The organism is Actinomadura keratinilytica (assembly GCF_039539665.1).
GTDB lineage: Bacteria > Actinomycetota > Actinomycetes > Streptosporangiales > Streptosporangiaceae > Spirillospora > Spirillospora keratinilytica.
Map to the genome: position 1 here is coordinate 1 of NZ_BAABDO010000184.1, position 8,102 is coordinate 8,102.

9 protein-coding genes are annotated in these 8,102 nt (G+C 70.4%); 8 read left to right on the forward strand and 1 reads right to left on the reverse strand.

What is annotated here, in order from left to right:
- Positions 1–208: 208 nt before the first annotated feature.
- From ABD879_RS31060 to ABD879_RS31080, 5 genes are all read left to right on the forward strand, one after another.
- The gene (locus tag ABD879_RS31060; protein WP_345025321.1) at positions 209–355 is read left to right on the forward strand and encodes a hypothetical protein; all 147 of its coding nucleotides are present in this window, start codon (positions 209–211) and stop codon (positions 353–355) included.
- Between the two features lie 187 nt (positions 356–542).
- Positions 543–845 (forward strand): putative ATP-grasp-modified RiPP, encoded by a 303-nt coding sequence (gene tgmA, locus ABD879_RS31065; protein WP_345025322.1) that lies wholly within the window; start codon positions 543–545, stop codon positions 843–845.
- 8 nt (positions 846–853) lie between these two features.
- Complete coding sequence (tgmB, locus tag ABD879_RS31070; protein ID WP_345025324.1) at positions 854–1,807, forward strand: ATP-grasp ribosomal peptide maturase; 954 nt, start codon at positions 854–856, stop codon at positions 1,805–1,807.
- A 23-nt stretch (positions 1,808–1,830) separates the two neighbouring features.
- Entirely contained in the window at positions 1,831–3,000 is a 1,170-nt protein-coding gene (gene tgmC / locus ABD879_RS31075) for an ATP-grasp peptide maturase system methyltransferase (RefSeq protein WP_345025326.1), read from the forward strand.
- A 433-nt stretch (positions 3,001–3,433) separates the two neighbouring features.
- A complete protein-coding gene (locus ABD879_RS31080; protein WP_345025327.1) occupies positions 3,434–3,814 on the forward strand; it encodes a hypothetical protein in 381 nt (126 codons plus the stop codon).
- A gap of 173 nt (positions 3,815–3,987) precedes the next feature.
- Here ABD879_RS31080 and ABD879_RS31085 read toward each other — a convergent pair whose 3' ends face one another.
- Complete coding sequence (locus ABD879_RS31085; protein ID WP_345025329.1) at positions 3,988–4,824, reverse strand: DUF4388 domain-containing protein; 837 nt, start codon at positions 4,822–4,824, stop codon at positions 3,988–3,990.
- Between the two features lie 234 nt (positions 4,825–5,058).
- On the opposite strand from ABD879_RS31085, the gene ABD879_RS31090 reads away from it, so the two are divergent.
- Genes ABD879_RS31090 through ABD879_RS31100 form a run of 3 tightly spaced genes read left to right on the forward strand, consistent with a single transcriptional unit; the run spans position 5,059 to position 8,084 of the window.
- Positions 5,059–5,436 carry a hypothetical protein gene (locus ABD879_RS31090; protein WP_345025330.1) on the forward strand — a complete coding sequence of 126 codons (378 nt, stop codon included), beginning with the start codon at positions 5,059–5,061 and terminating at the stop codon, positions 5,434–5,436.
- Positions 5,437–5,448: 12 nt separating this feature from the next.
- Positions 5,449–5,817: a roadblock/LC7 domain-containing protein gene (locus tag ABD879_RS31095; protein ID WP_345025332.1), complete on the forward strand. Its 369-nt coding sequence runs from the start codon at positions 5,449–5,451 to the stop codon at positions 5,815–5,817.
- A gap of 59 nt (positions 5,818–5,876) precedes the next feature.
- Positions 5,877–8,084, forward strand: coding sequence for an NACHT domain-containing protein (locus tag ABD879_RS31100; RefSeq protein ID WP_345025333.1), 2,208 nt, complete (start codon positions 5,877–5,879; stop codon positions 8,082–8,084).
- Positions 8,085–8,102: the final 18 nt, after the last annotated feature.

Genomic DNA, 8,102 nt, shown 5'->3' on the forward strand with positions numbered 1-8,102 from the left:
TGCGCCCGGTGCACGGACGGCACGCAGCGCCCCGACCGCCCTGGTGGCGACGCCTGGCCGGTGCGTTCATCCAGCTCGACGACGACGAGTGGTAGCGCGCATCGTCGACTGCCCGGGTAAACATCCGCGCGAGCCACTGACGTGGTACCGCCTCGACGAACTCGACCCCTGCCGCGTGCTCGATGCCTCTTGCTGGCGGTGCGGTCCGGTGTCGTACGAGCTGGTGTCCTACGGCGGGGCCTACGCCGTCCGCCGGACCGACCGCAAGCCCCGCGCCGTCTTCGCAACACCCAGGGTTCGGCGGACGCAGGCTGACGAGTGGTGGCACGCACTGATGCTCGGCGCGGCCACCTGAAACCCCGCGCCCCCGCAGGCTGATGGCGCACACCTGCGGGGGCGCGGCACCACGAACTGGGCGGGCTTCCTTAGCGCGGTTAGCCCGTTCCGCCCCTGACCATATTGACGGTGAGTTACTTTCCTGTCGCTGAGCGCATGCGTTCGCGTGCAAGCGTCTCCGGCTGGCGAAACCAAAGGAGGATGCAATGTTCAAGAACGTCGACCGGATTCCCGTCGCCCCCGCTCCCGACCAGCAGCCTCCGGCCGCCCCGGTGCGTCCGTGGGCTCTGCGCCGCATGGCGCCCTACCTCCGCACCATCGATGTGGGCATCGTGGCCACCGGCATCGACCCGGCCACCCAGATGGGCGTCGGCCCCGACGGGGAGGCCATCACCGCCAAGCACCGCCGCAGCAACGTCGCCACCGAGGGAAAGACGGCAACCAGCACGGGAGACAGCGACAAGCCGGGGCTGGACGAAGACCACGCCCAGGACACCGACCAGGACTGACACCGCCGATGAGCGAACCCCGCCCCGTGCTGGTCGTCACGCAGCCTGACGACCTGACCGCCGACCTCGTCATCGAACAACTCAACAGGCGCCGCGTGCCGGTCGTGCGGTTCGACACCGCCGACTTCCCGCAGGCCCTCACCCTTTCCGCTCGCATCGACTCAACCGGCCTTCGCGGCACCCTGGCCACCCCGTCCCGCAACGCGCGGCTGGACGCCGTGCGGTCGCTGTACTACCGGCGCCCGCGCGGCTTCACCTTCACCGGCCTGGACGAGCAGGACGCCCGGTTCGCCGCGCTGCAGGCCCGCTACGGGCTCGGCGGTGTACTGGCGTCGCTGCCCGGCTGCCTGTACGTCAACCACCCCCACAGCGTGGCCGACGCCGAGTTCAAACCCGCCCAGCTCACGGCCGCGGCCGAGGTCGGGTTCACCATCCCACCAACGCTGATCACCAACAGCCTCGACGAGGTGCGGAAGTTCGCGACCCAATGCACGCCGATCGTCTACAAACCGCTGCGGACCGCCCCTTACCAGCGGGACGGCCGATTGCTGACGATCTGGGTCGAGGAAGTCGACCCCGCTGAACTCGACGAGCAGATCTCAGGCACCGCGCACTTGTTCCAAGCCCGCGTCCCCGCCCGGGCGTTCCTACGGGTCACCGCGATCGGGGACCGGGTGTTCTGCGTGCGCATCGAAGGCGGCGAGCAACTGGACTGGAGATACGACTACGACGCCCTGACCTACACCGCCGTTGAGCCGCCGCCCGGACTGGCCGACCTGGTCGCCGTGGATCTCAGGCGGTTCGGCCTGGTGTTCGGGTGCTTCGATTTCGCCCTGCGGCCGGACGGCGAGCCTGTATTCCTGGAGTGCAATCCAAACGGCCAATGGCGGTGGCTGGAGGACGAGACGGGCCTGCCCATGACCGCTGCGCTGGCCGATCTGCTCGAACGGGGAACCCCATGATTCAGGACGGTCGGTCCGCAAGCTTGCGACGTAGCCTGGCCGACGAGCTGGAGGGCACCGGGGATCTGCGGTCGCCGCGATGGCGCCGCGCCGTCGAACGCGTGCCGCGGCATCTGTTCGTGCCTGCCTTCTTCCAGGCGACCGATGTGCCGGGCCGGGGCGCCCTGTGGGCCCCGGTGACCGACCGGCAGCACGACGAGTGGCTTGAGCTGGCCTACTGCAACAAGACGTGGGTGACCCAGCTCGACGGGCACGTCACCCCGCACGATGTGGCCGAACCCGTGCAAGGCGACCCGACGTCGTCGTCCACGCTGCCCGGCCTGGTCGTACGCATGCTCGAAGCGCTCGACGTCACCGACGGGATGGACGTCCTGGAGATCGGCACCGGCACCGGTTACTCGACGGCGCTGATGTGCGACCGACTCGGCGACGAGCACGTTACCTCGATCGAGGTCGACGCCGGTGTCGCCGCGAACGCCGCCGCCGCTGTGCGCGCCGCCGGATACGCGCCGCGCCTGATGGTCGGTGACGGCCTGGGCGGCGTCCCCGAGCACGCGCCCTACGACCGGATCATCGCGACCTGCTCGGTCCGGCACATCCCGCAGTCCTGGCTGACCCAGGCGCGGCCGGGCGGCCGCATCCTGGTCACGATGTCCGGATGGCTGCACGGCCACGGCCTCGCGTCGCTGACGGTCGGAGAGGACGGCGTCGCCGAGGGCCGCTTTCTCCCCGGCACGATCTCGTTCATGATCGCCCGCCCCCACGCCGCGCCCCCGCTGAGCAATGAACAGGCGAGCGAAATGATCGCCTCGCTCGCCGACGCGGACCCGCGGCCGGCCACGGTGGGGCCGGACATCCGGCAGGACTGGACCGGCGCGTTCGTGGTGCAGCTCGCCGTGCCGGACGCTCAGCGGCTGACCCGGCGCGTCGTCGGTGGCCCGTGGGTCGACTACTACATCGACACGCGGTCGGGGTCGATCGCCTCGCTCACCCCCGAGCCGGGCGGTGGCTGGACGGTCCGGCAGAGCGGGCCCGTCCCCTTGTGGGACCGGGTCGAGGACTCCATCGGCCAGTGGCGGCAGATCGGCAGTCCCCCGCTCGAGCGGTTCCGAATCCGAACCGACGGACGCGTCCAGACGGTCTGGGTCGGCACCGGCGACGCGCGGCTGACATGGCACCTGCCTGTGCAGTGATCCATGTCCGCCAGGCGCCGTGTGGTGGCAAGGGATCTTGTAGGTCCCGGGGGGATGCCGCTCGACGGCACCTTGGTGCACACGGCGGGCGACGCCGTTTCAACGAACCATCCCCGTGTGCGCGGGGCCGATGCTTGCTGACCTGCGATACCACGGCGGAAGAGCCAGGTTTTCGGTCAAATGGATTCGCGGGTTCTGCCGTTCGTGCTCCGGCTGATGCGGGTCTTCTGCGGCCGGTGGTGCGTGCCACGGCAACCCTGCCGTTCCGCGAGGCGGCGTCCGTCGACGACGGGGGGCGGGGGAGCGGCGCGTCGGCGCAGGGCTCTCTGATGAGTGAGGAGTCGGTTGCCACGTCGGACGTCGTGATCTGAATGCGCGCCCGCCGGCATCTGATCGAGGTGACCATGGAACCCCCGGTTGAGGGAGGAAACCGGTGTGGCGGTTCAATCTCGTTGTCCTGGTCTTGGGCGCCGGGGCGGCGTTCGCGTACCCGTGGGTCGCCGGCAGGACGGTCTCGTTCGACAGGGCCGTGAGCAAGGTCGTCGTGTCGAAGGACGAGCGGAGCATCGAGGTGCATGCCAGGATGCCGATGGATTTCGCCTGCTCGATAGTGGCGGAAGAGGCGCCGGGCCAGGTGACGGTCGTGGCTCGTTGCCACCCCCGGTTGCGTCTGGACGACACGGCAGGCATCCCCGGCACGATGAAGGTGTCGAAAACGGTGGCACTGAAGGCCCCGCTCGGTGGACGCAGCATCCGTACCAAGGACGGCGCGGCCGTCAAAGTCGAGCGCCTCGGCGCTTCCGGGGGTTCCTGACAGGCGGAGCCTGCGGCCGGTCGTTCTCCTTTTTCGTTGCGGTGAGGCTCGCAGACCCTGCGGCGGTTCAGTGTGTCTTGGGGCGGCGTCGGGGGCTCACCCTGGGCGCCGCCCGGCGTCCTCCCGAACAACGCGAGCGCGGCCTCGCCGTAGGCGCGGGGGTGCGGCTCGCGTCAGGCGGTGGGGGCGTTGCCGTTTCGGTAGCGCCTCGGGAGTTCGGAAGCGTCGAGCTGCACGGGCCTGGGCCGGGGCGTGACCGGGTGTGCGGGGGGTGCGGGCGGCGGGGCCGAGGCCTCGGTGAGGGAGATGAAACCGTCCTGCAGCAGGATGGCCAGGTCCGACATGACGGGGAACAGGCCGCGGCCCAATGTGAAGGCGATGTCGCGCGGGGTCCGCCGTCCGTTGACGCGGCCGAGGACCTCGCGCCGGGCCCCATCCACGATCTGATCGGGTTCGTCGCGCACGACCCACGGCCGGGACCGCACCGTCAGGTCCAGCACGCGCCAGCCGTCGGCCACCTCCAGCCGCCGGGTGATCTCACGGAGCAGGCGGTCGGTCTCCAGTCCGGGCTCGACCGGCACCAGCGGACCCGGCCCGCCCGCGTCGGTGGATTCGACCGTGCAGGTGTGCACGCCGGTCAGCGCCATCGCGAACAGCGCGTCGACGACCGCCGTCCGGGCCAGCACCTCGACGCCGACCTCGCCGAGCAGGCCCCGCTCGACCAGCTCGTCCGGCAGCCGCCCCTCCGGGGCCGCCGCCGCGAACGCCCGCGACCACTCGGTCTCGGCGATGCGGCCCGACCGCAGCAGCAGCGACTCGGGGCCGGGCGCGGCGGGGGTGGCGGCCGCGACGATCAGGCCGTCCCGCATGGTCACCGTGCCGCCCGGGTTGCCGTCCAGGCGCAGGGTCCCCGAGAAGCGCTCCTGGCCGCGGCGCCTGAGAGCCGAGATCAGAATGCCCGGCGGCCGGCCGGCTGCGGCCCCCGCGGGCGTGGTGGGAGAAGCGGTCACGTCGTCACTTCCAGCCGAACGCAGCTCTGTGGTTGCTGACGGTGGCAAACATCATGCCAGGCGCCCCAGGGCGGTCAGGCACCCAGCGTTGGCGAAGATTACTTTCGGTGTTTTCATTGGACAGGTAGAAAATAACATTTGCGAAAGTCTCGATCCTCCTCGCCCCGGGTGTCCTAGATCGTTACGTTGTTCTCCGGCACTGCTGAGTGGTCCGGTTCAGGGGGTGGAAGACCGATGAACATCGAAACCGCGCTCAAGGAGACGATGGCCATCGACGGAGCGCTCGGGGCGGCGCTGGTCGACTACGACAGCGGGATGGCGCTCGGTGCGCTCGGCGAGTCCGGCAGCGCCGAGGACGTCGACATGGAGCTCGCCGCGGCCCGGAGCGCCGAGGTCGTGCGGGCCAAGCTCCGCACCCTGGAGGCGCTGCGGATCAACGACTCGATCGAGGACATCCTCATCACCCTGGAGACCCAGTACCACCTGATCCGGCTGCTCTCCAACGCCGGCGGCAGCCGCCTGTTCCTCTACCTCGTCCTCGACCGCGAGCGGGCGAACCTGGCCCTGGCACGCCACCACCTGCGGCGCATCGACGGCGAGCTGCGGGTCTGAGACGGGGGGACGATGAACAACGAGGCCGTACTCGCCGAACTGCGGGCCCTGCGCGAGCAGGTGACCGGCGTGACCGACGCCGCGGTCGCCTCCTCCGACGGGCTGCCGGTCGCCTCCGACACCGACGAGGTCCGCCCCGAGGTGCTGGCCGCCCTGGCCGCCGCCGCGCTCGGGCTGAGCAAGAGCGCGGGCAACGAGGTCGGCATGGGCGAGCTGCGCGAGGTGACGATCCGCTGCTCCGGCGGCCACATCGTCGTCTACGCCGTCCGCGACCGGAACCTCCTCGTCGTCCTCGGCGACGAGGGGCTCGACATCGCCCACCTCCACCTGCAGTCCCGCCCCGTCGTGGACCGCCTCGCCGAGATCCTCGCCCCCGTCTGACGCGTCCGGTTCCGGCGATCGGCCCGTCTGGAGCCGATTGCCGTACCTAAGCTGTCGGCGTGCGTCGAGACCCCTCACTCACCTACCAAGGTGCGCTCACCATCCTCGGCCAGTACGACCGCTCCCGCCTCGACAAGCTGAACGGACTTCTCGGCGGCGTGATCCTGGGCGCAGGCGTCGCCGCCGCCACCGGGACGCCGCTCGGCGGCCTCGCCGCGATCTGGGGCTGGGTCGACCAGAAGAACGAGGCCACGTCCTTGGTACGGCGCATCCTCGACACCGCGTCCGGCCGCCTGCACGACACGGCAGGGCACGAACGCCACCGTCTGGTCGTCGCCGCACACACCGTCCTCGTCGGCGCCGCGTTCTTCGAGGCCCTGCAAGAGCACCTGGGCGCGGACGCACTCAGGCGCCTGGCCGTCACCGAGGACGAACGCCGCGCCCTGCTCTTCGGCGACCGCCGCCTCGTGCGCGAGGACCTGCTGAGCGATCTGTACGAGGGGCCGGTGCCCGCGCCCTCGCCCACGTGCGGGTTTGAGGAGAACACCGAGCGCGTGCGGGTGTGGATGGACCGGATCCGGCAGCGGAGCCGGGAGTTCTTCAACGGGCTGGCCGCCTGGGAGACGGTCGGCCGCCCGCTCACCGACGAGCTCGTCGAGGCGGCGGTGGAGCGCTACCGCTCCCACTACCTGCGCATGGCCGCCAGCGTGCCGGAGTTCCTCGTCTGGGCGTCCCTCGGCGAGCACGCCGCCACCCGCAGCGGAATCCGCGACCTGCGCGACGAGATCGAGGCGGCCTTCACAGGTCAGAAGGCGGCGCTGTCGCGTCTGGAATCGCTGCTGCACCTTATGGCCGCCGAACGCGAGCAACGCGATCTGTGCGCCGTTCTGCACCGCGCCAACCGCGGGGCCCTGGACGAGCGCATCGTCTCGCACGACGCCATGCGCGCCAGCCCCGAGCTGACGTTCCCCACGCTGCGCGAGGCGTTCGTCAACCCCCGCTACCGGCTGGCCGCCGAGGGAGTGGACACCCGCGTCGCCGACGAGTCGTGGTGGTGGCGACGCCCCGTCCACGACGACATCGACCTGCTGCTCGCGGCCCATCTGACGACCCCCGAGGCCACGCGCCTCCCGCTGCTGCTCCTGGGGCATCCGGGTGCGGGCAAGAGTCTGCTGACCGAGATGCTCGCCGCGCGGCTCCCGCCGTCGGGGTACACGGTGGTGCGCGTCCCGCTGCGGCGCGTCGACGCCGGGGCGCCCGTGTACGACCAGATCCAGCAGGCCCTCGACCAGGCCACGCACCGCCGGATCAACTGGTGGGAGCTGGCCGACCAGAGCGCGCACACGATCCGCGTCGTCCTGCTCGACGGGCTGGACGAACTGATCCAGGCCGCCGGGGACCGCAACGCCTACCTGCAGGACGTCGTCGACTTCCAGCGGCGCGAGGCCGAGCAGGAACGGCCCGTGGTCGTCGTCGTGACGTCCCGCACGGTCGTGGCCGACCGCGTCCGCATCCCCACCGGCACGCCCGTGGTCAAGCTGGAGAACTTCGATGGTGACCAGATCGCCACATGGATCAGCGTCTGGAATCAGGTCAATGCCGCCGCGATCGAGTCGGGACGGATCCGTGCGCTGACCCTGGACACCGCGTCGGCTCAACCCGAACTGGCGAGCCAACCGCTCCTGCTGCTGATGCTGGCCCTGTACTGCGCCGATCCGTCCCTTCCGCCCCTGGAGAGCGAGGCGTCGGAAGCCGTCCTCTACCGGCGCCTGCTGGAGACCTTCACCCAGCGCGAGGTCGCCAAGACGCTGTCCGGAGCGCGCCCGGACGTCGTTGAGGAGGCGGTGCACGACCAGCTGTGGCGGTTGTCGATCGCCTCGTTCGCCATGTTCAACCGGGGACGGCAAGACGTGACCGACATCGAACTGGGCGCCGACCTGGCGGCTCTGGAAGGCGATTCACCCGGACCGGGCCGGAACGCCGGACTCGGGCGGCGGCTCATCGGCCGGTTCTTCTTCGTGCACGCCGCCGAGGCCCGTACGGTCCAGGCCGATGACGGGCGCAGATCGTCCTATGAATTCATGCACGCCACGTTCGGCGAGTACCTGATGGCGGCGCATGTGGTCGAGCTGCTCGTCGAGACCGCCGATACCGCATTCGCCGGTCGCCGGGGGCCGCACGAACCGAATGACGAGATGCTGTTCGCCCTGTTGTCGCATCAGCCTCTCAGTGAGCTTTTCTCCGTAACCTGCGGTTGCTGTCGGTGATGTTCAGATGCTCCGGTC